Here is a 23,827-nt window from a genome sequence, read left to right as displayed (position 1 = left end):
AAAAAGTGACATGTCACTTTCCGCGCCGCCGTATCGTCGTACTCGTCGTGACTGGTTTCGGAGAGGTGTGGCGGGCCAACCGCCCGTACCTGGTGAACCTGGCGTACCGGATGCTCGGCGACGTCGGCGCGGCCGAGGACGTCGTGCAGGAGGCCTTCGTGCGCTGGTCCGCCACGCCCGACGTGGACGACGACCGGGGCTGGCTGACCGTGGTGACCAGCCGCCTGTGCCTCGACCAGCTCCGCTCCGCCCACTCCCGCCGCGAGCTGCCCGGCTCCGTGCTCGAATCGCACACCCCGCTGGCCGGCTCCGCCCCCGTCGACCCCGCCGACCGCATCACCCTCGACGACGAGGTCCGGACGGCGCTGTTCGTCGTCCTGCAGCGCCTGCCCCCGGCCGAGCGGGTCGCCTTCATCCTGCACGACGTGTTCGGCACGCCCTTCGAGTCCGTCGCCCGGTCCCTCGGCCGCCCGATCGCCACCTGCCGTCAGCTGGCTCGCCGCGCCCGCTCCCACATCGCCGCCTCCGGGGCCGGGCAGCCCGTCGACCTCGACCACCACCAGCTCGTGACCGAGCGCTTCATCACCGCCTGTTCCACCGGCGACCTCGACGCCCTGCTCCAGGTCCTACACCCCGACGTCTGGGGCACCGGCACCTTCGCTGGTTCCGACTACCTGCGCCGCGGCTCCGCCGACGTCGCCGCCGGCCTGCTCCGCTACCTCGGCCGCGCCACCCTTGTCTCGGCGCCGCCCCTGCTCGTCGCCTACCTGCACCGCCGCGAGTTCGCGGTCATCCGCCTCACCGTCACCGGCGACCTGGTGACGAAGATCGTCGCCGCCCCGGGCCGGGACTTCCAGCGGCCCGGGGCGGCACTGCCGTGACGACCCTCAGCCGCCCATCGGGGCGCCGGTCTCCACGAAGGTCTTGAGGTCGCTGAGCAGGTACGGCCAGCCGCCGCCGGCGTCGGCGATGTCGCCGCTGGTCATGGCGGCGGTGAGCGGCGCGTCGGGGGTCTCGTGGGTGACGGTGAGGCGGGTGGAGCCGTACTGCTCCTCCAGCTCCCAGGTCAGCGTGGTGGCGGGCTCGGCGGCGATCTCGGGGCTGAACATGGCGTGCCAGGTCTGCACGAGGCGGCGGGGCGGGTCGCATTCGAGGACCTCGCCGTCGATGGCGACCTCGGGGGCGCCGTGTTCGAGCATCTCCTTGTTGGCCAGGGCGCGGAAGGCGCCGCCGACCCTGAGGTCGTACTCGCTGACGCAGCGGTACGCGTACTTGTCGTTGAACTCGGGGTTGGTGATGGCGTCCCACACCTGCTGCGGCTTGGCGTTGATGAAGACCCGGTTGACCTGCACGCCCATGTTCACTCCTCGGATTCGAGCTGCGCCTTGAGTTCGGTGAGCGCCGCCAGGCGGGGCTCGGTGTACTTGTCGATCCAGCGGTCGTGGATCAGTCGGATCGGGACGGCGTTGAGGTGGTGCAGCTTCTCCCGGCCGACCCGGCGGGTGACGACGAGCCCGGCCTCCTCCAGCACCTTGAGGTGCTTGGCGACGCCGAAGCGGCTCATCTCCAGCTCGGACTCCAGCTCGGACTGGGTCTGACCGTCCCGGACGAACAGCAGGTCGAGCAGGAAACGGCGGGTCGGGTCGGCAAGCGCCTTGAAGACCCGGTCGTCGTCCTCCGTCACGCCGACGAGAATAGGTGACCATTTGGTCACATGTCAACGGGTGTGGCCCCGGCCCGGCTTGAAGGGGGCCGAGCTCCGCGCGGAACGCGCGGCAAAGACAATGCCGCTATGACGTGTCCATGCGGCCTGGGCGGCCGGTACGAGGACTGCTGTGGGCGCTTCCACAAAGGGGGCAACGCGCCGACGGCGGAGCTGCTGATGCGCTCCCGCTACGCCGCGTTCGCGGTCGGCGACCGGGCCTACCTGCTGCGCACGTGGCACAGCACGACGAGGCCCCGCCGACTCACGCTGGACGACACGGAGTGGACGGGGCTGACGATCGTCGACAGGGACAAGGGCGGCCTGTTCGACAAGGAAGGCGTCGTGGAGTTCGACGCTCACTACTCCGGCGGCGTCCTGCACGAGCGCAGTCGCTTCGTGCGGGAGGACGGCAAGTGGGTCTACCTGGACGCCGCCGGCTGAGAGACCTCAGATGTTGGTGCTGTTGGGAATGAGTGACGGCTGCAGGTAGCTGTACGGCCGCGACCGGCGCCGGTTGCGCGCGACGATCTCGTCCTCGACGGCGGCGAGCTCGGAGCGGAAACGCTTGTGCGGAACGGAAACCGCACTGTCGGCGAAGTCGTCGCCGTAGTCACCGAGCACGGTGTGGTGGACGGACCCGAGGAAGGTCATCACACAGAACTGCTGCACGGCGACGTCCAGCGGCGGCAGGTTGGCCAGCCAGTCGGCCTCGCTGTGCCCCAGCCCCTTCGGCTCCTCGGTGTAGCCGGCCAGCGGGTTGGCCGGCAGGAACGCCATGTGGTCGGCCTGGGTGAAGTTGACGGCGGCGTGCTGCGGCCCGGCGGTCCACACGACCATGGTCAGGATCTCGACGAGGTCGTTCCGGTCGAGGATCTGCCCCGGCGTGGCGCCGAAGTCCCGGATCTGCCCGCCCTCGGACGACGCCACCTCGGCCGCCCAGGCCTGCAGCTCGACGTCACCGAGAACGTCCACATCGGACTTGTAGTAGCCGCCGACGAAGTCGCTGACCCAGCGGTAGATCGCGTTCCACACCAGCAGGCCGTCGTCCCGGTACGGGTGGTGCGGCAGCGCGCTCACGCTGTCGGTGCCCGACGAGGCCAGCTTGGTCGGCAGGTAGTTGTCCCGGAACGAGCGCTTGGACCGGTGCTCGGCCAGCCACGGGTAGGTGCTCTTCAGGTCGGAGCCGATCAGGTACTCGACCGCCCGACCGGGCTGGATCAGCAGCTCGACGGCGAGCTTGTTGATGGACATGGTGCCTTCGAAGTGCCGCCGCAGCAGCACCGACACCGGGTGGTTCACGGCCAGGTTCCGCACCGCCGCGATCAGCACCGGCTCGCTCATCAGGTGCGTGAAACCCAGGTGCGTCAACACCTCGTGGTACGTGTTGTGCGCGGCCAGCACACAGTTCTTCGCCAGCTGCCACGAGTAGCCGTCCGCCGGCGTGTAGATGTCGCGGCCGGCGGGATCCTGTCCACATTGGATCGCGAACGGCTTCAGCGGACCGCCGCCCCGCGGCACGCAGAACGCGACCATCGGCGAGTACATGTACTTCGGCGACTGCGGATGCGAGCCGTTGTCCAAAGCGGACATCGCCTCGTGGTCGATCCAGTACACCCGGCCGGCGGCGAGAGCGTGGTCCAGGTCCTCGCCCAGATGCGCCGACGTCAGCGGGAACTTCCCCGGCACGCGGTCCATCCGCACCAGCCGCGTCGGGTCCGGACCGGCGACCATCACCTCGGCGAAGTACTCGTCGGAGGAGAAGTCCACGGTCGCCGGCGGCTGCTCGACCCGGGCGAACACGTCCCGGAACGCCTGGACGGTCTTCTCGTGGTGGTCGCCGGTGACGCCGCCGGGCAGCGGCATGAAGTACTCGACGATGCCGCCCATGTCGCCCTCGCGCACCATGGTGGCCAGCTTGTGCGGGGCCAGCGGCTGCAGGTCGTTGACGAAGTTCCACTTGCCCTGGCGCTTGAGCCGCAGCAGGTTCAGCCGCAACTCCTCCTGCTTGGCCAGCGCCTTGAGCTGCCAGGCCGGCGCCGGCTCGTGCTCGGCGCCGAGCGTGGAGGACACCGGGAAGCCGAAGTCCATGGTGTAGCGGTACTCACGCCGAGCGGCGGCGAGTTGGTCGGCCCGCTCGCCGCGCGGGTCGTGCTGGGAGATGAGGTACTCGGGCAACGCGGTTACTCCTAGGCTGGCGCGGGGCTACCGCCACCAAATCAGGAGTTGCCGCGCGCCCGAGCCCACATAGGACTATCAGGCACGCAACTGTGCACTTAGGAACCGTAGACCTGCATCTCGTAGAGCGAGTAGCCGTAGCTGGTGCCGCGGGCGGTGCCGTTCATCCGCACGTACCGGCCGGATCCCGCCAATCCCGTGAGGTCGTCGGTTCCGCCGTTGCCGGTGGTGGTGCTGTAGATCGTCGTCCAGGTCGTGCCGTCGTCGGAGGTCTGGACGGTGTACGACTTGCCGTACGCCGCCTCCCACGTCAGCTTCACCTCGGTGACGCTGTGCGTGGCGCCGAGGTCGACCTGCAGCCACTGCGGATCCGAGCCTTCCTTGCTGGCCCAGCGGGTGGACGTCAGGTTGCCGTCGAAGGCCTTGGCCGCCGCGTACGTCGAAGACTCCACAGAGGACGAAGTCGCGGTCTTTCCCTGCGAGAGCAACGAGGACGAGCCGCCGCCGGTGCTCACCGTCAGCGTGAACGTGGCCGACTTGCTTTCCGAGCCGACGGTGCCGACCACGGTGAACGTGCCCGACTTCGCGGTGTCCGACGCCGCCACGGTCATCGTGGAGTTGCCGCTACCGGAAACCGAGGCGGGGTCGAATGTCACGGTCACGCCCGCCGGCACGCCCGTCGCCGACAGCGCCACATTCCCCTTACCGCCGGTGACCGCCACCGTGGCGGTCGTCGAGGCGCCGGCCTTGACCGAGGCCGACGCCGGGTTCACCGCGACGTTCAGGCCCGCCTGCCCGGCAGGGCTGAAGGTCCACTTGCTCACCGTGCCGGAGCAGCTGCCGGTCGTCAGCGAGCCGCCGGAGTCGCGGAAGCACTTCTTGCCGCTCTGGATGTCGTTGATGGTGCCGTCCGGGTTGATGGACAGCTGGCTGTTCGGCCCGCCGTCGCACTTGCCCAGCTTGACGGTGCTGCCGGAGATCGTCGCGCACAGGTTGTTGATGACCAGGAACGCGCCGTGGAAGGTGAACGTCTGCTCGGCGGATCCGTTGCAGGCGGCGGTCTTCAGCGCGGTGCCGCTGGTCGAGCTGTTGCCCGGGTCGTCGATACACGAGCCGGTCGAGTTGTTCTTGTACGAGCCGACGGTCTTGTTCGGCTGCGCGCCGCCGTAACAGGCGCCGGTCTTGGTGTTGAAGATCGGCGTCGAGTCGTAGTCCTCGTTCGACGGCGGGTTGACCACCACCGGCTCCATGGTCGGCGTGTTGTCGGAGTTGTAGTGGGTGAGGGCGTCCTCGCAGTCGATGGCGTCCATCGCGTTGCCGCCCTTGCCGCCCAGCCACAGGTCGATGTGGTGCAGCTTGGGGCCGCCGTTGGGGCCCTTGCCGTTCCAGTCGGCGCTGCACTCCTCGCAGCTGTCCTCCATGATGAAGTACTTGCGCACGCGCGGGACCCACACCTTGGTGCCGGGCTTGTACTCGCCGCTGTCGGTGGCGAACGTGATCGGGTCGTCGTAGCTGCCGACGCCGCCGGCGGTGTCGTGGATCTGCGGATACGAGATGTCGCCGCCCGGCGGGGTGTTGTCCCACCAGCCGTAGAAGGTCAGGAACGTCTGATCGGTGGTCGCCGCCTCCGCGGTCACGCTGCTGAACAGCGCGGCCAGCGCGGACAAGACGACGAGGACAGCGGTCGCCACGGACGTGGCGAGCCTGCGCCGACTCATGGTGCCTCCGGGGTCAGGGCGGACGCGGCGGCGGGGTGGGGGAAGACTCCGCCCGGCGGACGGGTCACGTCAATATTGTTAGGAAAGTTCTCTAACAATTCCCCCGACGTCACCCGTTCAGAGCAGCACCCGGGGCACGTGAGTGGCTTGTTTGCCTCCTGGAGGCACGTAAGCCACTCAGGTAGAACGCCCAGGCCGGCGTTATGCCAGGGTTGCGTTATATAAGTGGGCGGTGTCATGGTCGGACCGTGCACGCGTTCGACGTTCTCGGCGACCCGGTCCGCCGCCGCATCCTGGAGCTGCTCGCCGACGGGGAACTGACCTCGGGCCAGGTCACGGCGGTGATCAGGGAGGAGTTCGGCATCTCCCAGCCCGGCGTCTCACAGCACCTGCGCGTGCTGCGGGAGAACGGCTTCACCACGGTCCGCGCCGACGGGACCCGGCGCCTCTACGCCGTGGACCCGACCCCGCTGCAGGAGATCGACGGCTGGCTGGACCGCTACCGGCGGTTCTGGCGACAGCCGCTGGACGCGCTGGCCACCGAGATCGCCCGGGGTAAACGCCAGAAACATCAGCCTCCGATAGAGTGAACCGACCGGTCGGTATGGGAGGCGAAATGACGTTCGGACGCAGGGCCTGGCAGACGATCGAGCCGCTGCACGGCTTCATCTACTTCGCGCCGGAGGCGCACGAGCGCTTCGAGGCGCTGGGCCTGCACGGCGGGGCCGGCTACTTCGCGTCCCGCTCGGCGGCGTTCGGCCGGGCGTCGGCGGAGACCGTGATCGCCACCTTCTACAACTTCAACCCGGCCTTCGTGCGCCTCAACATCCCGGCCGCGTGGGAGAAGGCCACGCCCGAGCAGGTGCTCGCCGCCCGGCTCGACGCCGCCGACGCCGCGCTGCGCCGCGGACTGGGCGACTTGATCGGTACGGACGCCGTCGCGGAAACCGCGGCGCTGACCCGCAAAGCGGCCGAGGCGGCGTGCCAACGGCTGGAGGGACGCCCGCTGTTCGCCGCCCACGCCGCGCTCCCCTGGCCGACGGAGCCGCACCTCGAACTGTTCCACGCCCAGACGCTGCTGCGGGAATTCCGCGGCGACGGCCACATCGCCGCCCTCGTCACGGCCGAACTGACCGGGCTGGAGGCGCTCGTCGTGCACGCCGCGACCGGCTACCTGCCGGCGAAGGCGCTGCGCAAGACCCGGCAGTGGAGCGAAGAGGACTGGGCCGCGGCCGTGACCGTGCTGCAGGAGCGCAAGATTCTCGAGCCGGGCGAGGAACTCGCGCTCACCGAAGAGGGTCGCGCGCAGCGGCAACACGTCGAGGACCTCACCGACCGGCTGGCCGAGCCGGCGTACGCGGCGCTCGGCGAGGACGGCGTGGAACGCCTGGTCGAGGTGGGCAAACCGCTGGCGCAGGCCGTGATCGAGGCCGGGATGCTGCCGCACCTCAAGAAGAAGTAACGTCCGGACAGGAAACAGGACAGATTCTTGACATCGATGTCACACCCGGTTTCGCTGTCGCCCAGGCAACGGCGCACCGGGAGGACTCGACGTCATGAGACGACTGTGGTTACTGCTGCTCAGTACGGCGTTGATAGCAGGGCTCACAGCAACTGTCCCGGCGGTGGCGTCCGCGGCGGGCGCCACCGACTTCTCCTCCTCGTTCGAGGCGGGCGACCCGCAGCCGACCTGGACCGACACCGTCGAGACGGACGCGGCCGGCACGCCGCGGGCCGCCGGCGTGAACGGGGCGGACGCGTCGACCATCCCCGGCAACGTCGATGACAAGGTTGTCGACGTCCAGGCCAACTCGCAGAACGACGGCGGCGGCGAGGTCAAGGAGAACCTCGTCGACGGCAACGTCAACACGAAGTGGCTGACCTTCACCAGCACCGGCTGGGCGCAGTTCCAGCTGTCCGAGCCGATCGCGGTGATCCAGTACGCGCTGACGTCGGCGAACGACGCGCCCGGCCGGGACCCGCAGCAGTGGACGCTGTCCGGCTCGCAGGACGGCCAGCACTGGACCGCGCTGGACACCCAGAACGGGCAGAGCTTCGAGGAACGCCAGCAGACCAAGTCGTACAAGCTGGCCAACACCACCGCGTACCTCTACTACCGGCTGGACATCACGCAGAACCACGGCGACCCGATCGTGCAGCTCGCCGAGGTGCAGCTGATCCAGGAGGTCGGCTCCACCCCGCCGCCGCCCACCATGCGCAGCTTCGCCGGCAAGGGCCCCAGCGGCGGCTACAACTCCAAGGCCAACGCCGGCTTCACCGGCGTCAGGTCGTTCCGCTACGCCGGCAGCCACCTCGTGGCCGGGCACGCCTACTCGTACAACAAGATCTTCGACGTCGACCTGGCCGTCACGCCGAACACCCAGCTGTCGTACCAGATCTTCCCCGAGCTGATCGGCGACGACCCGGACTACACCAGCACCTACGCGGCCGTCGACCTGGCCTTCGACGACGGCACCTACCTGAGCCAGCTCGGCGCGCTCGACCAGCACGGCTTCACCCTGTCGCCGCAGGGGCAGGGCGCGTCGAAGTCCTTGTACACCAACCAGTGGAACCACATCGCGTCCACCATCGGCACGGTCGCCGCGGGTAAGACGATCAAGCGCATCCTGATCGGCTACGACAAGCCGACCGGCCCGGGCGCGTTCTCCGGCTGGGTCGACGACATCAAGATCGCCGGCAACCCGGCGCAGCCGAACTACGCGCACCTGACCGACTACGTCAGCACGGTGCGCGGCACCAACGCCAGCGGCTCCTTCTCGCGTGGCAACAACTTCCCGGCGACGGCGGTGCCGCACGGCTTCAACTTCTGGACGCCGATGACCAACGCCGGCTCGCAGGACTGGCTGTACCAGTACGCGAAGGCCAACAACGCGCAGAACCTGCCGACGCTGCAGGCGTTCGCGGCCAGCCACGAGCCGAGCCCGTGGATGGGTGACCGGCAGACGTTCCAGGTGATGCCGGAGGACGGGAATCCGACCGCCGACCGCAACGCCCGGGCGCTGGCCTTCAGCCACAACGACGAGATCGCGCAGCCGGACTACTACTCGGTCAGGTTCCAGAACGGGATGCGCACCGAGATCACGCCGACCGACCACGCCGCGGTGTTCCGGTTCACCTTCACCGGCAACCAGTCCGTCGTGGACTTCGACAACGTCAACAACTCCGGTGGGCTCACCCTCGACCCGGCCAACGGCGTCGCCACCGGCTATTCCGACGTCCGCAGCGGGCTTTCCACCGGCGCCACGCGAATGTTCGTCTACGCCACGGTCGACAAGCCCGTCACCGCGGGCGCGAAGATCACCGGCGCCGGCCGGGACAACGTGACCGGCTACTTCCAGTTCGACACCAGCGCGGACAAGGTCGTCACGATGCGGATCGCGACCTCGCTGATCAGCGTCGACCAGGCCAAGAAGAACCTGGAGCAGGAGATCTCCGCCTCCGACACGTTCGACTCGGTGCGGGCGCGGGCGCAGCAGGCGTGGGACAAGCAGCTGGGCGTGATCACCGTGCAGGGCGCCAGCCAGGACCAGCTGGTGACGCTGTACTCCAACCTGTACCGGCTGTTCCTGTACCCCAACGAGGCGTACGAGAACGTCGGCACCGCCGACAAGCCGGTGTACAAGTACGCCAGCCCGGTGTCGCCGGCCGTCGGCGCGAACACGCCGACGCAGACCGGCGCGAAGATCGGCGACGGCACGATGTACGTGAACAACGGGTTCTGGGACACCGCCCGGACCACGTGGCCCGCGTACTCGCTGCTGACGCCGAGCATGGCCGGCAAGATGATCGACGGCTTCGTGCAGCAGTACAAGGACGGCGGCTGGACCTCGCGCTGGTCCTCGCCCGGCTACGCGGACCTGATGACCGGCACCAGCTCCGATGTCGCCTTCGCCGACGCGTACGTCAAGGGGATCAACAACTTCGACGTGCAGGCGGCCTACGACGCCGCGGTGAAGAACGCCACCGTCGCGCCGACCTCCTCCGGCGTCGGCCGCAAGGGTCTGGACACGTCCAACTTCCTCGGCTACACCTCGACCGCCACCGGCGAGGGCTTCTCGTGGGCGATGGAGGGCTACGTCAACGACTACGGCATCGCGCAGATGTCCAAGGCGTTGCTGGACAAGGCCAAGCCGAACGACCCACGCCGGCAGGAGTACGCGGACAACTACCAGTACTTCCTCAACCGGGCGCAGAACTACGTGAACCTGTTCGACCCGTCGGTGAGCTTCTTCCAGGGCCGCAACCCCGACGGCAGCGAGCACACCCCGACCGCCGGCTACGACCCGCGGGTGTGGGGCGGCGACTACACCGAGACCGACGGCTGGAACATGGCCTTCTCGGTGCCGCAGGACGGCCAGGGCCTGGCCAACCTGTACGGCGGCAAGGACAAGCTCGCGGCCAAGCTCGACCAGTTCTTCTCCACGCCGGAGACGGCCAAGTTCCCCGGTTCCTACGGCGGCACCATCCACGAGATGGTGGAGGCCCGTGACGTGCGGATGGGGCAGTACGGGGCGAGCAACCAGCCGTCGCACCACATCATCTACATGTACGACTACGCCGGCCAGCCGTGGAAGGCGCAGCAGTACGTGCGGGAGGCGCTGTCGCGGCTGTACACCGGCAGCGAGGACGGGCAGGGCTATCCCGGCGACGAGGACAACGGCGAGATGTCCGCGTGGTACATCTTCAGCGCGCTGGGCTTCTACCCGCTGGCGATGGGCAGCGGCGACTACGCCGTCGGCTCCCCGCTGTTCACCAAGGCGACCATCCACCTGGAGAACGGCAAGTCGCTGGTGATCAACGCGCCGAAGAACAACGCCAAGAACGTGTACGTGCAGGGGCTGAAGGTCAACGGCAAGGCGTACGACAGGACGTACCTGCCGAACAGCCTGCTCGCCGCCGGCGGCACGCTGGACTTCGACATGGGCCCCAAGCCGTCCAAGTGGGGCAGCGGCGTCGGTGACGCGCCGGTGTCGATCACCCAGGGCGATGCCGTCGCGCAGCCGCTGCACGACCTGACCGATCCCAAGCAGGGGGCGCTGTTCGACAACACGTCGAACACGCAGTCCACTGTGGACTCGCCGGTTCAGGTGCAGCCCTCCGACCCGACCCAGCGGGTGCAGATGTACACGCTGACCTCGGGCTCCCAGGCGGCTTCGGCTCCGTCGAGCTGGGCGCTCAAGGGTTCCTACGACGGCAAGACGTGGACCACCATCGACCAGCGCAGCGGGGTCAAGTTCACCGATGCCCGGCAGACCAAGGCGTTCGGCGTGGCCAAGGTCGGGCGGTACAGCTACTACCGTCTCGAGCTCGGTTCGACCGGCGTCCTGTCCGAAGTGGAGCTTCTCGGCAAGCCGAACCCCGTGTGTGGAACCACCATCGACGGCGCCACCAACGGTCCGCTGACCGTCAAGGGCGTGACCTGCCTGACCGGCACCGTCAACGGCCCCGTCACCGTGTCGCCCGGCGCTTCCCTCTACGCCTTCGGCGGCGCCATCACCGGCCCCGTCACGGCCGCCAACGCCGCCGCGGTGGTGTTGCTCGGCACTCACGTGTCGGGTCCGGTCAGCGTTGTCGGCACCACCGGTGAGACCAGCCTCGAGACCGCTCGCGTCGACGGTCCCGTGTCCCTCACCGGCAACGCCGGCACCGTCGTCACCTCCACCTCGGTCGGCGGTCCGCTGTCGTGCACCGGGAATTCCCCGGCGCCCTCCGACAACGGCCTCCCCGACACCGTCGCCGGCCCCGCCGCCGGCCAGTGCAGCACCCTGACCGCCTGACCCTCTCCCCCACGAGTGGCGCCCACCCCTGCCGGGGTCGGGCGCCACTCGTCGTTTCGGACTTCCGTGAGTCCCGCTCAGCGTCACACCGAATGTCGGTTTTCGGCACACTGGATCACGTGATCGATGAGCTCGTGGCTTGTGCGCAGGAGTTGACGCCGTTGCTGGCCGAGCAGGCGGCCGAAACCGAGCGGTCCGGTGACGTCGTCTGCGCGAAGGCGATGGCCGATGCGGGCATGTTCAGCCTGTTCGCGCCGGGGATCGACGCCGATCTGGGCACGGCGGTCGACGTGCTGGCGGCGCTCGGGCGGGGGTGCGGGTCCAGCGCCTGGGTGGCGATGATCCTGTCGGCCGGCGGGGCCCTGACGTCGTTGCTGGACGACGAGGTCCGGGACGAGGTGTGGGGCGACGACCCGAAGGCGGCGGTGGCGAGCGTGATGGCGCCGACGGCGACGGCCGAGCGGGTACCGGGCGGCTGGCGGGTCTCGGGGCAGTGGCGGCCGGCGTCGGGAGTCCGACACGCGCGGTGGATCCTGCTCGGCGTGCCGATCGAACCGGGCCCCGTCCAGGCGCTGGTGCCGACGGAGCAGACGCGGATCGTCCCGACCTGGTCGGTGAGCGGCATGCAGGGCACGGGCAGCGAGACGGTAGTGGCCGAGGACGTCTTCGTGCCGGAGCGCAGGTTGCTGTCGATGGCCCGGGCCATGGCCGCCGGCTACGCGGAGCAGCGCCCGAACGTGCCGTTCGCGACGGTGCCGGCCTCGGCGCTGCTGCCGATGATCGCGGTCGGTCCGGTGCTGGGCATGGCCGAGGCGGCGCTGGGGCACGCGATCGAGGTGGTGCGGCGGCGCGGCCCGATCGTCGGCACCGACTACGCGCGGGCGGCCGATTCACCGGCGGTGCAGATCGCGATCGCCAGGGCGGCCGGGCTCGTCGACGGCGCCCGGTTGCATGTGGACCGGTCCGTCCGCGAACTGACGGAGTCGATGCGGGCCGGCATCGTCCCGGACCCGACGACCGTCGCGAGGATCCGCATGGACGCCGGCATCGTCTCCGAGAACGTGCGCCAGGCCGTCGCACTGCTGTTGGACGTCACCGGCGCCGGCGCGTTCGCGACGAGCAGTCCGCTGCAACGCGTCTGGCGTGACATCGAGGTTGCCTGCCGGCATCAGGTCTTCGTGCCGGACAGCAGCCGTGAGGGCTACGGCCGAGCCCTGCTCGGCATCGACTAGCCCACCCGCGCCGGCTCCCGCGGGCTGGTGGCCGCCCGCACGAAGGCGGCGACCGCGCGGGACCGGGAACGTTCCGGCCACGCCAGGACGACGGAGGTCGGCTGGCCGTCCAGGACGGGGATCGCCACCAACTCGGCGCGGAGGTTGGCGCGCACCGACTCCGGCAGCACGGCGACCATCCGCCCGAGGGCGATCAGCTGCATCACCTGGGCCGAGTCGCGCATCTCCTGCCCGTCCCCCGGCATGCCCGGCCAGCGCGGCATCGTCTCGCCGTCCAGGTCCGCCAGCTGCAGGCTGCGCCGCCGCGCCAGCCGGTGCGCCCGGGGCAGCACCGCCACCGCCCGCAGCGTCACCAGCTCCTCCGTGTCGAATCCGCTGATGTCGTCGTACGGCCCGTGCAGCAACGCCACATCCGCGCGGCCGTCGCGCAGCAGCCGCGCCTGCTCCCCCACGCCGCAGATCATCACGTCCGCCGGCATCGCGTCCGGATCTTGCTCGTACGCGGCGAGAATCCCGCCCAGCAGCCCCGCATCACCGTTGGCCTTCATGACGATCACCAGCCGCCGCTCCGGTGTCCCCGCCCGCTGCGCCCGCCGCGCCGCCGCCGTCACCGCGTCCAGCGCCTTGCGCCCCTCGTGCAGCAGCACCTCCCCGGCCTCGGTCAGCCGCACGCCCCGGCTGTTCCGGATCAGCAGCTCGACTCCCAGCCGGTGCTCCAGTTGCCGGATCGCCCGCGACAGCGGCGGCTGCGCGATCCCGAGCCGCCCCGCCGCCCGGCCGAAGTGCAGCTCCTCCGCCACGGCCACGAACTTCCGGATGTCCTCCGAGTCCACCGCCGGCCTGCTGAGATCCACCATGTCTCCTCCCAGGGCATCATCCCAGCTCCGGCCCGCCGTGCCCGCCGGCCGAGCACGCCGTCGCCGTCCGTGCGGCCGGCTCGATTTCCGTATTTGTCGAGTTGGGTTTATCGACACCATCGACCCGATTCATCCTACGGTCGGAACGACGCCACCAGGAATGAGGTTCATTCCGGATTCGCGTCGAACGGGAACTGCCGATGAAGGACGACCACCGCGCCCTCCTCAGCGATACCGTCAGGGTATGGCCGGGTATCGAACGGGTCCTGGTCGAAGCGCCCCGGGGCTGGTGGACTTCGGCCATGACCGAGAACACCATCGCCCTGGTCACCGGGGCCAACAAGGGCATCGGCCGCGAGATCGCCGCGCAGCTGGCGGCCCGCGGCACGACCGTGCTGCTCGCCGGCCGCAACCCGGACCTGGTCGAGCCGGCCGCCGCCGAGCTCGGCGTTCGTCCGGTCATCCTGGACGTCACCGACGACGCCAGCGTGGCCGCCGCCGCCAAGCTGGTCGAAGCCGAGCACGGCCGGCTGGACGTGCTGATCAACAACGCCGGCATCACCGGCGGCCGCGGCAACAACGATGTGGCCACCGTGCAGAAGGTGTTCGACACCAACGTGTTCGGCGTGATCCGCATGATCGACGCGTTCGTGCCGCTGTTGCAGCGCTCCCAGGCGCCGCGCATCGTCAACGTGTCCAGCAGCGTCGGCTCGCTGCAGTTCATGGGCGCGCCCGACAATCCGCTGCCGTTCCTGCTGCCCTACCCCACGTCGAAGACGGCGTTGAACGCCGTCACCGTCCAGTACGCCCGGGAGCTGGGCAAGCAGGGCATCAAGGTGAACGCCGTCTGCCCGGGCTACTGCGCCACCGACCTGAACGGCTTCACCGGCACCCGCACCCCGGCGCAGGGCGCGGAGATCGCCGTCAAGCTGGCCACGATCGGCGAGGACGGCCCCAACGGCGGCTTCTTCAACGAGAACGGCCCGGTGGCCTGGTAGTGGGTGAAAGGACCATTCCTGACGTTGGACGACAGGAATGGTCCTTTCCGAGCGTCAAGGGGTTGACAACTACCAGCCGATGGTGAAGGTGTGGGTGGCGCCGAGGGAGGCGGTGACGTCGACGGTGTGGCTGCCGACGCCGGCCACCGTCACGGTGATGGACGTCTGGAGCTGGGTGGGGTCGGACAGGGCGAAGTGCCAGCCGCCCCAACCCCGCGACCAGAGCACGGAGGCCGGCGCGGACACCGACACCCGGCCGACGGAGCCGGCGGCCCAGAAGTTGGCGCCGACGATGTCGGAGTCGAGCTGAACCGCCTGCACGACAGCGGTGTTGGCCAGCACGCGGTACCGCCCGCGGGCCCCGGCGGTCTCCCACGGCGACGCGCCGGGCAGCACGACGTAGGCGTAGGTCGCGCCCTTGGGGTTGGCGCCGTGGTCGATGAGGATCTTCTGGAACCGCCGGGTGTACGGCACGGTGGTGCCGTGCGTGTTGGCCCCGGTGTCGACGCCGAACCAGGTGCCGGTGCGGTCTTCCCGCGACGTCACGACGGAAGCGTCGTCGAGCAGCGCGTAACCGGCGATGCCGTCCAGGTGCAGCCAGTGCCGCTGCGAGGTGAGCCGCCGGTTCCCGTTCTCGCCGAGGTTGCGGTTCTCGATGGTGGTGCGCACGTGCGCGCCGGTGGCGTCGGTGATGCCGGCGCCGAGGCAGACCACGCCGTCCGGGGTGAAGAACCAGGACTTCTTCGCCGACAGGGTGCCGTCCTGGGAGAGGAAGTCGAGCCCGAACGCGCCGTGCCGGTCGTCCCAGCGCGAGCCGCCGACCCACGGCGTCGTGGTCACCGGCGTCGCCTGCAGCGCGGGCGGGGTGGAGTCCTTCTCCGTGGTGCCGGGCAGCGCCGTGGCGTCGACCGTCGGCCAGTACGCGTCGCTGTAGTTGCCCTGGTCGCCAGGCAGGAATGTATACAGTACACCGTCGCCGACATACCAGCCGTGCAGATTCTGGCCGTTGATCGACTCGTACCGGCAGATCCGGGTGGAGCCGACGCCGAGCGAGGCCGACCAGGTCGGCGTGACGTGCACCATCCGGTCCTGCTGCGGGAAGATCCGGTGCGAGGACACGGTGTGCGCGGCGTCCCTTGTGGACAGTTCCTTGGCGAACTCCACCTCGGGCACGCCGACCATCTGCAGGCCGCCGGAGAATCGCACCAGGTTCTCCACCTTGAAGTACGGCGCCCACTGGCCTTCCTTGATCCACTTGGTGGCCAGGGAGACCAGCTGCTTCCTGGTGGCGCCGGTGGCGTGCCGGGCGAGCAGCACGACGGCGGCGGTGAGCTGGTGGCCGGCGTCGTAGCCGGTCTCGCCCTGCCTCGACAGCATGCGGCCGCGAACGGGCTCCATCATCGCGCCGGACGCGACGAAGGGCGCGTACACGTCGGCGACTGTGTCGTAGAACTTCTGCTTCACGTCGGCGGGCAGCTGGGTCGCGGTGCCCTCGGTGACGTGGATGATGCCGGCCGCGGCGGTCAGCAGCACCAGCCCGTAGTGGCCGGGGTAGGGCACGACGTCGTGCTGGATGAACGAGCCGTCGGTGTGGTAGCCGTCGCTCTTGGTCACGCGGGCGACCAGGTTGGCCGCGCCGCCGCCGGCCTGGTCGGTGACGGCGGCAATGGCGTTCACGATGCGCTGCGAGTCGCCCGCCAGCGCGCCGGCGACGATGCTGATCAGCGACTTGTCGGCGCGGTTGGCGCCGGTCTCGATCGTGGTCGCCGAGTTGGTGCGCCGGTTGGGGTCGTTGTTGAAGCGCAGCACGGGCTTGAGGTAGCGCTGCAGGTCGGCCGGCGCGAGGTGCTCGCGCATGCACACCAGGATCTGGATCAGCCAGTACGGCACGCCGATCTCGTAGGAGTACCAGTTGCCGATCTCGGCGGTGTTCTCGTTGTACTCGGTGCGGTACAGGGTCTCCAGCGCGGTCGCGATGCGCTCGGCCTGGCCGGGCTTGGTCGACAGCGCGGAGCCGGGCGTCGCGAAGTTCACCGCGATGGTGCGCAGCCGGTAGTACATCGTCGGGAAGTAGTCGCTGCCCGGGCCCACCTTGAGGTCGGCCCACAGCTGGTCGCCCCCGACGGTCATGGCCGAGTCGTACTGGACGGCGACCTCGTCGAGTGCCTTCACCGCGCCGGTTCTCTCCGGTGACGGCAGGTTGCGTCCGACCTGGAGCTCCCGGTAGGCGGCGATGATCTTCTCGGCGTCGGCGGGCGCGGTGTCGGCAACGGCGACGTTGGAACCGAGCGCCCCGGTCAGCGTGCCGACCGCCGCGGTGGAGACGCCGGCGACGACGCCGTATCGGAGCAGGTCCCTGCGGTTGATCGACATCCCCGCCTCCGTTTCACGTATGTGAACACACTTCACATTCTCGAATACGCGGAGAAATTAGTGTGACGGGCAGCACCTGTCAACGGCGCGGCAGCGCGACCAGGGCGATCCCGGCCGCCGCGAGCAGGCCCGCGACCTCGACGATCGGATCGACCCGACCCGCCGGCAGCAGCACCGCGACGGCGACCAGAGCGAGCACCGCGACCTGGATGAGCAGGTAGCGGCGCAGCGGTTGGCGGAACGCCGACAGGTGCAGCCGCGCGGTTGCCGGGAGCACGGCGGCGATGCCCGCGAGCAGGTGTCCCAGGTGCAGCAACGGAATCAGCAGCACGGCCTCGAAGCCGATGCTGTCGCCGTCCATGAAGGCGGTGGCCAGCGCGGCGCCGCCGATCAACACGGTCATGCCCGGCGAGCTCGGCATCGCCACCGTGACCGCGACGACCACCGCGAACACGATCAGCAGCGAGAAGCCCAGTCCCTGCAGGGCAAGCAGTCCGACCACGGCAGCGCCGACGACGCCGATGGCCGCCCGCAGCCACCACGCCGACAGGCCGGGCTCGAGTTCCATGGTCATCGGCGTGTCCGGCGCAGCAGGTCGGCGATGGAGGCCGCCCCGGAGGAGGACGCCGTCGACCAGGACATCACGGCGACGCCGCGATCCCGCAGTGCGGTCAGCCGGGCGCTGTGCTCCAGCAACAGCATTCGCCGCACGACCTCGCCCCACCGATCCGATCTGTCCGTGATCAGCTGTGACGGCAGCACATCCACCGCCAGCACGCGGTTCCCGCGCCGGGCGGCGTGCACCGCCACCTGCACGATCGCGTCGTCGAGGAACGGTGACAGCACGACGACAACGGCGCCGTGCGGCACCTGATGTTCGGTCAGCACCGGCGACGGCGACCAGCCGGCGGCGGCCGCGCACACCACGATCTGGTTGCGCAGCCTCAACAGTTGCCGCCGGCCGACTCCGGGCCGCAGGCCGAGCTGCGGCCGGCCGAGGTCGACGAGGCCGACGCGGTCGCCCAGCCGCAGGTAGCTCGCCGCGAGCGAGACGGCGGCGCGCACGGAGGTGTCCAGGCTGCCGCCGGGACGGACCGTTGCGCCCAGCAGCGAGGTCGACCATTCGGCGAGTTCCGGCACCACATCGGTCCGGGTGTCCAGCGCCAGCACGATGTCCGCGTCGGCGGTCGCGTGTCGTTCCCGTACGTACAACTCGCCATTGTTGCTACGCAGGGAAACCCGCCAGTCGATGCCCCGCAGCCGGTCCCCCGGCTGGAACGGCCGGATGTCGCGCAGCTCGACGCCGTCACCGGGGCGGCGCGATCGGTGCGCGCCGACCAGGCCGGCCGGCCGCGGCGGCAGCGGCCCGACGGGCAGCTTGTCCAGCGGTGGCAACACGGTTCGACTCATGTCGCTGCCGACCATCGGGCCGTGCACGACCATCGCGTCCGGCCCGGCGAGCAGGTGATCGACGCGCACGTCGACGCCCTCGCCCCACGCCGAGCGTCGCAGCGGGGCCGACACGCGCCGCACGGTCGCCGGCAGCAGGTGAACCCGGCCCGGACCACCGACTCCCTTGGTGGGCAGGCGAATCGCGAGCAGCTCGGCGTTCTCGCCTGGCTCGATGTCGACGATCACGGTCGGCGTGTCGGTACTCTCGGCCGTGCGGGGCGGCGGCGTGATCCTCACCTTGGGCTCCCCGGCCGGGGCCGCCAGCATGCCGAGGACACCCGAGATCAGCAGCGGCGCGCCGAGCAGCACCAGCTCGACCTGGTGCATGATCACGCCGACGACGGCCAACCCGACGCCGAGCAGCAGGGCGCGGCGCATGGTCTCGGTGCCGTGCCACGTTTCGTTGCGGCCGCCCAGCAGGGCCGCGCGGATCCGCTCCGCACGGGTGCTCATCGCGTGCTCGCCGGCCCCGGGACCTTGCCCAGCAGCTCCGTCACCACCTGCACGCCGGTGAGGCCCGAGGTCCACGTCTCCGGGCGCAGCACCAGCCGGTGGGCCAGCGCCGCGACCGCGCATTCCTTGACGTCCTCGGGAAGAACGTGATCCCGTCCGTCCACGACGGACAGAGCTCGGGCGACGAGGGTCAGCGCGAGAGAACCGCGCGGCGAGGCCCCGACCTCGACCGCCGGGTGGGCCCGGGTCGCCGCGACGAGATCCACGCAGTAGCGCAGGATGTCCTCGTCCACCGCGACCTTTTCCACCTCTGCCTGGAGTTTTGCCAGCCCGGCGGCGTCCACCACGGGAGCGACCTGAGTCTCCTCGCGCTGCCGGGCCAGCCGGCGGCGCAGCACCTCGACCTCCTGCTCCGCCGGCGGGTAGCCCACGTCCAGCCGCAGCAGGAACCGGTCGAGCTGCGCCTCCGGCAGCGGATAGGTTCCCTCGTACTCGACCGGGTTCGCGGTCGCCAGCACGTGGAACGGCCGGGGCAACGGAAAGGTGCGGCCCTCGACCGTGACCTGCTTCTCCTGCATGGCTTCCAGCAGCGCCGACTGCGTCTTCGGCGGCGTGCGGTTGATCTCGTCGGCGAGCAGCAGGCCGGCGAAGACCGGGCCTTGCCGGAAGGCGAATTCCCGGGTCGACGGATCGTAGAGGAAGGAGCCGGTGACATCGGCCGGCAACATGTCCGGTGTGCACTGCAAGCGGCGGAACTCCAGGCCCAGCGCCTGCGCCAGGCTGCGCGCCAGCAGCGTCTTGCCCAGTCCGGGCACGTCCTCCAGCAGCACGTGACCGCCCGCCAGCACCGCCGCCAGCGCGAGCCGTAGCGTGCGGCGCGCGCCCACGACGACTTCACCGACGGCGTCGAGCACCGCTTCGCTCGCGGCGGCCACAGCGGTCACAGTCCCACCTCGCTGGCGCTCGGCGGGTCTGCGACCCAGGCCACTGCGTTGAATGGTGCCCTCGCAAGCTCGGTCACAGCTCCTCCAGTCGCGTCAGCATCTCCGCGAACCGCGCCGGGTTAGGCATGGTCGCGGCGGGATCGGTGAGCAGCCGGTGCAGGTCGTCGCCCAGCAGCTCACGGGCTCGTCCGTCGTCCAGGCCGATGTCGCCACAGCCGGGGTGGCGGCGGATCCGGCCCAGCGCCAGCGTTTGCAGCCGCGGGCGGATCCGGCTGGTGAACCGGTGCGGATCGCTCTCCGCGTCGGCCAGGCGGGCGCCGAGCGAGCTGGCGTACGTCGCGATCGGCGCGGACGACTCGGCCGGCAACGCCTGCCAGTTCGGGTCCACCGGCGGCAGCAGGCGCACGGCGAGGTGGGCGAGCGCCGCGATGACCAGCGTGATCAGCAACGCCCAGGGCACCAGCGGCACGCCGACCACCACGTACTGGAAGACGAGCGCGACCGCTGCGGTCAGGGCGGTGACTAGCCAGATCAACGGGTCGCCTCCAGGTCGGCGATGATGCGGTCCAGCGCGTCGCCCGCGGCGTCGGCGTCCGCGTCGGTCATCACGCCCTCGCGGCCGAACCTGGCCCGTCCGTAGAGGCGGCGGAGATCCTCCAGCGCCGCGGGGTCCACGTCGTGGCCGGCGAGCACCGAGCCGACGAACTCCGTCGGCGTCTCGTGCGGTTGGCGTTCGGTGCCGGTCTCGGTGGCGGCCTGCTCCAGGCTCAGCCACGCCGCGATCACCCGGTCCGACGGCGGCCCGCCCTCACGTCGTCGTAGCCGGATGACGGCCTGCCTCCCGGCCAGGACCAGCGGGGCGACCGGGCCGAAGGCACCCTCCCCGTCCTGGTCGTGGCCCTGCGGGGCCACAATCGCGCGCACTCGTTGGCGGTGGCGGATCAGGGTGACCAGCGAGACCACGGCCGCCACCGACAGCAGCAGGCCGATGACCCCCAGCAGCAGAATCAGGTAGGTCACCGGCCCGCCCTGCTGCTGCGGGGCCGGATTCGTCGACAGCGTCGGGGGCGGGGTGGTCGGCCGGGTGTTGCCGCCCAGCCGCAACGGATTCAGCGTGTACGACACCGCGCCGCGGGCGGCGACCACCGCGAGGAGCAGCAGCGCCGCCAACGCCAGCATCCGGGGCGCGACACGCGACATCCTCGAAGAATGCACCATCTGACAGGCTGGACGCATGGGATTGTTCACGATCGATCAGGCGCGGGCGGAGTTGGCGCAGCTGCTGCCCGTGCTGGACGAGCTCGTCGCGCTGCGGGCCGACGCCGCCGAGCTGGCCGCGTCGCTGGCGCCCGGCGGGCGGCCGACCGCGCTGGGCGGAATGGCCGAGTGGAAGGCGGCGCAGGCGCGCCTGGACGAGCTGATGACCGTCGTGCAGCAGACCGGCGCCGAGCTCAAGGGCCTCGCGCCGCTGCTCGTCGACTTCCCGTCCGACCTCGACGGCGTTCCCGTGCTGCTGTGCTGGCTGGAGGGTGACCGGGAACTGGCCTGGTACCACCGCGACGACCTGGGCTTCGCCGGCCGCCGGCCACTCGGCGGCTGAACGCTCGTTCACTTGGCCGGGCCCGCGCCACCATCGCCGATGCCCGGCGAACCGTCCTCAGTGGACAGCCTGAAGCCGGGATCGGCTTGCCGGTGGCGGTCAGGGGCGGCGGGCGTCAGCCACCGGTGGCCTCCGCTGCGCGCTTGAGCATGGCCAGCCGGCGGTCCCAGACCGAGGCCAGGCCGGCCAGGTAGCGGGAGGCGCCTTCGAGCGGGGCGGATTCGACCTGGTAGAGCACCTGACGGCCGTCGCGGCGCGAGCTGACCAGGCCGGCCTGCTCCAGCACGAGCAGGTGCTTCATCACGGCCTGCCGGGACACCGGCAGCCGTGCGCCGAGTGTGGTCGCGCTGGCCTGCCCGAGCTCGGCCAGCACGTCCAGCAGCTGGCGGCGGGTCGGGTCGGCCAGCGCGACGAGCACGGCGTCAACGCTCACATTCGGCCTTCGCGACGTCCAACTGCATGCGCCACCCCTTGATGTTGCCCTCCCGGTGCTCGGCGGACACGAAGCCGCTCTCGACGACCTTCAGCGTGGTCACCCCGTCGGCCTCGCTGAGCCAGAACTCGACGAGCGTGGTCGCCCGCTCGTTGCCGTCGTCCAACCAACGGTACGACACGTAGCTGTGCGGCTCGGCCTTTTCCGTGCGGATCCTGAAGGTGCCGTACGTCGGGTCCACCACGACGTCGATGTCGTCGGCCTCGCGCCGCCGGGTCTGCCGGCTGCGATCCCCGTCGCCGATCCACCACCCGGCCTGGCTGACCAGGCCCCATACCCGGTCGGCCGGGGCGTTGATGGTGATCTCGCGCTGGATGTCGTCCACGTCTCTCTCCTCCTCATGTGCTACCCCAAGGTTGCACCTCGTCGCCAGAAAGTGCAACCCGGAGGTTTCACAAGGAGGAGTGGTGGTGTCCTCCGTCCGGCGGAGGACACCACCACTCGTACTAACGGCAGCGCGCCGTTGCCACCTGCTGCTGAACATCACCGGCGAGCAGACCGCTGTCGGTGAGGGCCGAGGACCCGCCGGCGGCGAAGAAGCCCTGCTCGCTCGGCACCGGGGCGACGACCCGGCCGTTCCGCATCACCTGCTGGACCAGGCCGTCCGGCACGCTCTGCCAGCCGGACACCAGGCCGTCGGCGTTGATCGACGAGGCGCCGTGGGTGACGAGACGCCAGAGCACGCGGCCCGACAGGTCCCACACGATCACCGCACCGCGTCCGCTGCCCTCCTCGGCGCCGACCACCCGGCCGTTACGGATCGAGCGGGGTGCCGCCCACGTGCCCGCCGTGGCGGTCGGCAGCGCGGTGGCCTTGCCCGCCGAGTTCCAGACGTAAGCGGTGATCTGGTCGTCGTGGCCGACGGTGCCGACGATGTTGCGCGCGTTGTCGATGCCGTTGGCCGCAGCGCTGTCGCCGGCCGCCTTGGGCAGCACGGTGTAGCTGCCCGGCCGGTCCGCGGGCCACAGGATGATGCTGCTGCCGTCCACGGTGCCGACGATGTCGCCGCCGGCGTTGATGTCCACCGCCTCGGCCTGGCGTGCGTCGGCCGGAACGGGCAGGTCCTGGTAGGCGCCGTCGACGTAGCGCACCGGGTGACGACCGGTGCTGTCGTGGTAGTAGCCGACGGCCACCCCAGCGGCGTTCAGTGCCGTGATTCTCGTGTCCGCCCCGTGCGCGGAGCCGAGGACACGCGGCGGTGTGCCGGCGTCGGTGCTCCACACCGTGGGGCTCTCGGTGAGGCCGCTGTCGTTGGTCACCGCGCCGAACACGTGGGATGCGTGGTCGGTGCCGTAGCTGGACGACTGCTTGAAGCCGGGGACGGCCGGCAGCTTCTGCACGGTCCACGAGCAGGTCGACCGGTCCGGCGCGGCCTGCGCCGTCGCGGTGCCCACCCCGGCGGCGAGCACCGCGACCGTCACGACGCCGATCACGCAATGCTTTGTGCTGTAAGGCATCCAAGCTCCTTCTCGACGAGGCTCTCGCCGTGACTGACGATCTTGGGCTGCGCCCGGTTGTCAGCGGAGCGAGGTTTGCTCGCCGGCCACCCCGTGACTCTTTCGTTTTGCCTGCAAGGGGTGGGAGCACGCCGGCCTCGCCGGGAGCGAGGCAGGCGCATCGGCCGGGAGGCCTACTGGCCGGCCGGGGGCTGCCAGAGCTCGAACCGGTTGCCCTCGATGTCGTGGGCCCAGCCGAAGCGGCCGAAGTCGGTGTCCTCGACCTTGTCGTCGACCTGCGCGCCGGCCGCCCGCAACCGCGCCAGCATCGCGTCCAGGTCGTCCACCCGGAAGTTGACCATGAACCCTTGGCCGCGGTCGCCGAGGTGCTCGGAGTCGGCGTCGAAGACGGCCCAGGTCGTCGAGCCGCCCGCGGTCCACTCGAACTGCTTGCCGCCCCAGTCGCCGCCGTCGATGCCGAGATGCTCGGCGTACCAGGCACGCAACGCCGCGGCGTCCCGTGCTCGAAGGAAAACCCCGCCGATACCAGTGACTCTTGCCATCGGCACAGTGTCCGGCACGGACAACGGTGA

Annotated in this window: 23 protein-coding genes; 8 read left to right on the top strand and 15 right to left on the bottom strand. The window is 70.2% G+C overall.

Annotation, left to right across the window (positions count from 1 at the left end):
• The first annotated feature begins 47 nt into the window (after window positions 1–47).
• A complete protein-coding gene (sigI, locus tag BJ998_RS29955) occupies window positions 48–881 on the top strand; it encodes an RNA polymerase sigma factor SigI (protein WP_221338174.1) in 834 nt (277 codons plus the stop codon).
• Between the two features lie 6 nt (window positions 882–887).
• On the opposite strand, the gene BJ998_RS29950 is transcribed toward sigI, so the two are convergent.
• Both BJ998_RS29950 and BJ998_RS29945 read right to left on the bottom strand, forming a co-directional pair.
• On the bottom strand, window positions 888–1,358 hold the full coding sequence (locus tag BJ998_RS29950) for an SRPBCC family protein (RefSeq protein WP_184866693.1): 471 nt from the start codon (window positions 1,356–1,358) through the stop codon (window positions 888–890).
• A 2-nt stretch (window positions 1,359–1,360) separates the two neighbouring features.
• Window positions 1,361–1,684 (bottom strand): ArsR/SmtB family transcription factor, encoded by a 324-nt coding sequence (locus BJ998_RS29945; RefSeq protein ID WP_184866692.1) that lies wholly within the window; start codon window positions 1,682–1,684, stop codon window positions 1,361–1,363.
• Window positions 1,685–1,792: 108 nt separating this feature from the next.
• Here BJ998_RS29945 and BJ998_RS29940 point away from each other — a divergent pair, with 108 nt between their 5' ends.
• On the top strand, window positions 1,793–2,146 hold the full coding sequence (locus tag BJ998_RS29940) for a YchJ family protein (protein WP_184866691.1): 354 nt from the start codon (window positions 1,793–1,795) through the stop codon (window positions 2,144–2,146).
• Window positions 2,147–2,152: 6 nt separating this feature from the next.
• Here the strand turns inward: BJ998_RS29940 and BJ998_RS29935 are convergent, their stop codons facing one another.
• Complete coding sequence (locus BJ998_RS29935; protein ID WP_184866690.1) at window positions 2,153–3,880, bottom strand: lipoxygenase family protein; 1,728 nt, start codon at window positions 3,878–3,880, stop codon at window positions 2,153–2,155.
• Window positions 3,881–3,978: 98 nt separating this feature from the next.
• Entirely contained in the window at window positions 3,979–5,598 is a 1,620-nt protein-coding gene (locus tag BJ998_RS29930) for a discoidin domain-containing protein (RefSeq protein ID WP_184866689.1), read from the bottom strand.
• Window positions 5,599–5,846: 248 nt separating this feature from the next.
• On the opposite strand from BJ998_RS29930, the gene BJ998_RS29925 reads away from it, so the two are divergent.
• From BJ998_RS29925 to BJ998_RS49255, 4 genes are all read left to right on the top strand, one after another.
• Window positions 5,847–6,188, top strand: coding sequence for an ArsR/SmtB family transcription factor (locus tag BJ998_RS29925; protein ID WP_184866688.1), 342 nt, complete (start codon window positions 5,847–5,849; stop codon window positions 6,186–6,188).
• A 26-nt stretch (window positions 6,189–6,214) separates the two neighbouring features.
• A complete protein-coding gene (locus BJ998_RS29920; protein ID WP_184866687.1) occupies window positions 6,215–7,060 on the top strand; it encodes an SCO6745 family protein in 846 nt (281 codons plus the stop codon).
• A gap of 94 nt (window positions 7,061–7,154) precedes the next feature.
• Window positions 7,155–11,396: a GH92 family glycosyl hydrolase gene (locus tag BJ998_RS29915; RefSeq protein WP_184866686.1), complete on the top strand. Its 4,242-nt coding sequence runs from the start codon at window positions 7,155–7,157 to the stop codon at window positions 11,394–11,396.
• A 119-nt stretch (window positions 11,397–11,515) separates the two neighbouring features.
• Window positions 11,516–12,628, top strand: coding sequence for an acyl-CoA dehydrogenase family protein (locus tag BJ998_RS49255; protein WP_184866685.1), 1,113 nt, complete (start codon window positions 11,516–11,518; stop codon window positions 12,626–12,628).
• Here the strand turns inward: BJ998_RS49255 and BJ998_RS29905 are convergent.
• Window positions 12,625–13,485 (bottom strand): LysR family transcriptional regulator, encoded by an 861-nt coding sequence (locus BJ998_RS29905; RefSeq protein ID WP_221338172.1) that lies wholly within the window; start codon window positions 13,483–13,485, stop codon window positions 12,625–12,627. The two genes, BJ998_RS49255 and BJ998_RS29905, sit on opposite strands and share 4 nt — an antisense overlap.
• A gap of 302 nt (window positions 13,486–13,787) precedes the next feature.
• On the opposite strand from BJ998_RS29905, the gene BJ998_RS29900 reads away from it, so the two are divergent.
• Window positions 13,788–14,483 (top strand): SDR family oxidoreductase, encoded by a 696-nt coding sequence (locus BJ998_RS29900; protein WP_184866684.1) that lies wholly within the window; start codon window positions 13,788–13,790, stop codon window positions 14,481–14,483.
• A gap of 69 nt (window positions 14,484–14,552) precedes the next feature.
• On the opposite strand, the gene BJ998_RS29895 is transcribed toward BJ998_RS29900, so the two are convergent.
• From BJ998_RS29895 to BJ998_RS29870, 6 genes are all read right to left on the bottom strand, one after another.
• Window positions 14,553–16,856 (bottom strand): polysaccharide lyase 8 family protein, encoded by a 2,304-nt coding sequence (locus BJ998_RS29895; RefSeq protein ID WP_184866683.1) that lies wholly within the window; start codon window positions 16,854–16,856, stop codon window positions 14,553–14,555.
• Window positions 16,857–16,935: 79 nt separating this feature from the next.
• Entirely contained in the window at window positions 16,936–17,430 is a 495-nt protein-coding gene (locus BJ998_RS29890; RefSeq protein WP_184866682.1) for a hypothetical protein, read from the bottom strand.
• Window positions 17,427–18,761, bottom strand: a complete 1,335-nt coding sequence (locus BJ998_RS29885) for a DUF58 domain-containing protein (protein ID WP_184866681.1) — start codon at window positions 18,759–18,761, stop codon at window positions 17,427–17,429. The genes BJ998_RS29890 and BJ998_RS29885 overlap by 4 nt, the downstream gene beginning before the upstream one ends.
• Window positions 18,758–19,705, bottom strand: coding sequence for an AAA family ATPase (locus BJ998_RS29880; RefSeq protein ID WP_184866680.1), 948 nt, complete (start codon window positions 19,703–19,705; stop codon window positions 18,758–18,760). Before BJ998_RS29880 ends, BJ998_RS29885 begins: the two co-directional genes overlap by 4 nt.
• A gap of 73 nt (window positions 19,706–19,778) precedes the next feature.
• Window positions 19,779–20,240 (bottom strand): hypothetical protein, encoded by a 462-nt coding sequence (locus BJ998_RS29875; protein ID WP_184866679.1) that lies wholly within the window; start codon window positions 20,238–20,240, stop codon window positions 19,779–19,781.
• On the bottom strand, window positions 20,237–20,905 hold the full coding sequence (locus BJ998_RS29870; protein ID WP_184866678.1) for a DUF4129 domain-containing protein: 669 nt from the start codon (window positions 20,903–20,905) through the stop codon (window positions 20,237–20,239). Before BJ998_RS29870 ends, BJ998_RS29875 begins: the two co-directional genes overlap by 4 nt.
• 34 nt (window positions 20,906–20,939) lie before the next feature.
• Between BJ998_RS29870 and BJ998_RS29865 the strand changes: the two genes are divergently transcribed.
• Complete coding sequence (locus tag BJ998_RS29865; RefSeq protein WP_184866677.1) at window positions 20,940–21,305, top strand: DUF2203 domain-containing protein; 366 nt, start codon at window positions 20,940–20,942, stop codon at window positions 21,303–21,305.
• Window positions 21,306–21,420: 115 nt separating this feature from the next.
• On the opposite strand, the gene BJ998_RS29860 is transcribed toward BJ998_RS29865, so the two are convergent.
• From BJ998_RS29860 to BJ998_RS29845, 4 genes are all read right to left on the bottom strand, one after another.
• On the bottom strand, window positions 21,421–21,738 hold the full coding sequence (locus BJ998_RS29860) for an ArsR/SmtB family transcription factor (RefSeq protein WP_184866676.1): 318 nt from the start codon (window positions 21,736–21,738) through the stop codon (window positions 21,421–21,423).
• Complete coding sequence (locus BJ998_RS29855; RefSeq protein WP_221338171.1) at window positions 21,728–22,123, bottom strand: SRPBCC domain-containing protein; 396 nt, start codon at window positions 22,121–22,123, stop codon at window positions 21,728–21,730. Before BJ998_RS29855 ends, BJ998_RS29860 begins: the two co-directional genes overlap by 11 nt.
• A gap of 121 nt (window positions 22,124–22,244) precedes the next feature.
• Window positions 22,245–23,255 carry a hypothetical protein gene (locus tag BJ998_RS29850; protein ID WP_184866674.1) on the bottom strand — a complete coding sequence of 337 codons (1,011 nt, stop codon included), beginning with the start codon at window positions 23,253–23,255 and terminating at the stop codon, window positions 22,245–22,247.
• Between the two features lie 173 nt (window positions 23,256–23,428).
• On the bottom strand, window positions 23,429–23,797 hold the full coding sequence (locus tag BJ998_RS29845; protein WP_184866673.1) for a VOC family protein: 369 nt from the start codon (window positions 23,795–23,797) through the stop codon (window positions 23,429–23,431).
• Between the last annotated feature and the right edge of the window lie 30 nt (window positions 23,798–23,827).

The organism is Kutzneria kofuensis (assembly GCF_014203355.1).
In the GTDB taxonomy this organism is placed as follows: Bacteria; Actinomycetota; Actinomycetes; order Mycobacteriales; family Pseudonocardiaceae; genus Kutzneria; species Kutzneria kofuensis.
This window is presented reverse-complemented; position numbering and strand designations above follow the sequence as displayed.

Coding starts and splice junctions, on each gene's coding strand:
- BJ998_RS29950 (WP_184866693.1), bottom strand. CDS start 1,358: ATGGGCGTGCAGGTCAACCGGGTCTTCATCAACGCCAAGCCGCAGCAG.
- BJ998_RS29940 (WP_184866691.1), top strand. CDS start 1,793: ATGACGTGTCCATGCGGCCTGGGCGGCCGGTACGAGGACTGCTGTGGG.
- BJ998_RS29930 (WP_184866689.1), bottom strand. CDS start 5,598: ATGAGTCGGCGCAGGCTCGCCACGTCCGTGGCGACCGCTGTCCTCGTC.
- BJ998_RS29920 (WP_184866687.1), top strand. CDS start 6,215: ATGACGTTCGGACGCAGGGCCTGGCAGACGATCGAGCCGCTGCACGGC.
- BJ998_RS29915 (WP_184866686.1), top strand. CDS start 7,155: ATGAGACGACTGTGGTTACTGCTGCTCAGTACGGCGTTGATAGCAGGG.
- BJ998_RS29905 (WP_221338172.1), bottom strand. CDS start 13,485: ATGGTGGATCTCAGCAGGCCGGCGGTGGACTCGGAGGACATCCGGAAG.
- BJ998_RS29900 (WP_184866684.1), top strand. CDS start 13,788: ATGACCGAGAACACCATCGCCCTGGTCACCGGGGCCAACAAGGGCATC.
- BJ998_RS29895 (WP_184866683.1), bottom strand. CDS start 16,856: ATGTCGATCAACCGCAGGGACCTGCTCCGATACGGCGTCGTCGCCGGC.
- BJ998_RS29890 (WP_184866682.1), bottom strand. CDS start 17,430: ATGACCATGGAACTCGAGCCCGGCCTGTCGGCGTGGTGGCTGCGGGCG.
- BJ998_RS29885 (WP_184866681.1), bottom strand. CDS start 18,761: ATGAGCACCCGTGCGGAGCGGATCCGCGCGGCCCTGCTGGGCGGCCGC.
- BJ998_RS29870 (WP_184866678.1), bottom strand. CDS start 20,905: ATGTCGCGTGTCGCGCCCCGGATGCTGGCGTTGGCGGCGCTGCTGCTC.
- BJ998_RS29865 (WP_184866677.1), top strand. CDS start 20,940: ATGGGATTGTTCACGATCGATCAGGCGCGGGCGGAGTTGGCGCAGCTG.
- BJ998_RS29850 (WP_184866674.1), bottom strand. CDS start 23,255: ATGCCTTACAGCACAAAGCATTGCGTGATCGGCGTCGTGACGGTCGCG.
- BJ998_RS29845 (WP_184866673.1), bottom strand. CDS start 23,797: ATGGCAAGAGTCACTGGTATCGGCGGGGTTTTCCTTCGAGCACGGGAC.